3 protein-coding genes are annotated in these 1,983 nt (G+C 67.0%); 2 read left to right on the forward strand and 1 reads right to left on the reverse strand.

What is annotated here, in order from left to right; translation table 11 throughout:
- Nucleotides 1-326: nitronate monooxygenase (locus QK444_RS35895; RefSeq protein ID WP_282786516.1), on the forward strand; the 326-nt coding region annotated here is incomplete at its 5' end.
- A 61-nt stretch (nt 327-387) separates the two neighbouring features.
- The gene (locus QK444_RS35900; protein WP_039817336.1) at nt 388-780 is read left to right on the forward strand and encodes an SCO5389 family protein; all 393 of its coding nucleotides are present in this window, start codon (nt 388-390) and stop codon (nt 778-780) included.
- A gap of 176 nt (nt 781-956) precedes the next feature.
- Here the strand turns inward: QK444_RS35900 and QK444_RS35905 are convergent, their stop codons facing one another.
- Nucleotides 957-1,742, reverse strand: a complete 786-nt coding sequence (locus QK444_RS35905; RefSeq protein WP_282786520.1) for a helix-turn-helix domain-containing protein — start codon at nt 1,740-1,742, stop codon at nt 957-959.
- Between the last annotated feature and the right edge of the window lie 241 nt (nt 1,743-1,983).

Below are 1,983 nucleotides of genomic sequence, written 5' to 3' on the forward strand. Positions count from 1 at the left end.
GCACCCCGGCCCTGCTCCGCGACGCCCTCCCCCTCGACACCCCCACCATGCTCACCCGCGCCTTCACCGGCCGCCGAGCCCGCGGCCTGCGCAACCGCTTCCTGCTCGACCACCCTGACGCCCCCGCCGCCTACCCCGAGATCCACTACGCCACCGGCCCCCTGCGCGCCGCCGCACGAGCCGAGGGAAATCCCGACGCGGTCAACCTCTGGGCCGGCCAGAGCCACACCCTGACCACCGCACAATCGGCGGGCGACCTGGTGCGACAGTTGTCCGAGGAGGCGAAAACCGCTCTGCGAAGCACACTTTCACGACGGTTCGAATGAAATTGACAATCTTTGTCATTTAGAATCGGCTGGCACCTTCCGCCATCCCAAGGAGAGCGCCATGTCACTCGAGGTACCCACCGCACTGTTGGAACGCGCCGAGCGCGGTGAGGTCAGCGACGCCGACTTCGTCGCATGCGTGCGCGATTCGCTGCCCTACGCCTACGCGGTCGTCGAGCGGGTGGCCGCGGAGCTGCGCTCCGGCACGGCCGAATACGCCGACAACACCATTGCCCCGCCCGACGAGACCGCCCGCGGCCAACTGCTGCGCGCCATGGCCTCCGATGCCATCCGCGGCGGTCTCGAGCGCCACTTCGGCGTGAAGCTCGCCTTCCAGAACTGCCACCGGGTAGCGGCCTTCCCGCTCTCGGCGGTGGGCGGCGACACCTACGGCACCTTCGTCTCCACCCGCGCCCAGCTGCTCAACCAGAGCCCGGAACTACGCAACTGCTGATGTTCACCACGGATTCGGCGTGCGGGACGGCAGTGTCCTGCACGCCGAATCCCATGGTGAACACACGCACTCGGTGGTGACCCCCCTTCGGACACCACCAGCCCATCGAGATTCCGATCCGCACCCCGCTCACGTCAAGCCGGCGGTGGCACACATTTCGTGTACTGTGCGCCTGCTCACCGCTCCCGCATCGAGCGCGGGGTGAGCAGGAAGATCTCGTAGTCGCACCAGGGATGCAGGGACTGGAGCGAGCGCATGCGCCAATTCGTCTCGCGGCCCGCAGGATCCAGCATGACGACGTGATCGTCGTCGAAGATGGCGGGATCCATCGGGTTGTTCCACATGTATTCGAAGCGCGGGTGCGACCGGCACGCTTCATAGACAGCGGCTACCTCCGTGTCGGGCACCACACCGGCCGAGAACTCGCGCAGCCCATAGATCATCCGGTGCACGATGGGCTCCCAGTTGACCAGGATCTTCTCGGCCCGCGGATCGGTCATCATCTGCACGATCACATTGATGGGTCGCTCCGGCGTACCCAGCGCCGGATCCAGGAAGGGGCACATCTCGTTGGCGGCCGCGTTCGCCGCCAGCACGTCGTACTGGGGCACCCGGTGCAGATACGCCGGGTACGGCATGGAGTCGATGAATTCGAGGGCATCGGGGGTGATGGCCTCCGGGGATCCCACGGCCCAGGGCGCCAGCTCCCCCATCACGATCGACATCACCCGGCGGCGTTTGTCGTAGCGCAGGTCCAGCGCGTCGCACCACTGCCGGATGACCGGCACCGTCGGATTGCGCTCCTCGTTCTCATACTTCTGATATGCGGACTTGGACATGAACAGCGCGTCGGCCACCTGTTTCTGCGTGAGCCCCTGAAGCAGCCGCTGCTGTCGCATATACCCGCCGATCGTCTGGTGGGCCTGCTCGTAGATCGGGGATTCGGGTGGTAGCTCGGGCATCGTTCCTCCTGTTCTATCCACCCGAATCCTCCCATTCGGTCCTGAGAGCCGGGTCGCGGCGGCGCAGGGGCGGCGGCGAAGGCCGTGGACTACTTGGGCGGGGCCGGGGTCATCGGGTTCTTGCAGGCGGGGAGTTCGGGCGGGCAGGGGGACAGGATGGTGCTGAAGTACTGGAAGGCGGAGAAGAGGGCGAGGGGGCCGCCCACCGTGACCAGGCCGACCATGCCGCCGACGGCGCCGA

Source organism: Nocardia sp. CC201C (assembly GCF_030010695.1).
In the GTDB taxonomy this organism is placed as follows: domain Bacteria; phylum Actinomycetota; class Actinomycetes; order Mycobacteriales; family Mycobacteriaceae; genus Nocardia; species Nocardia otitidiscaviarum.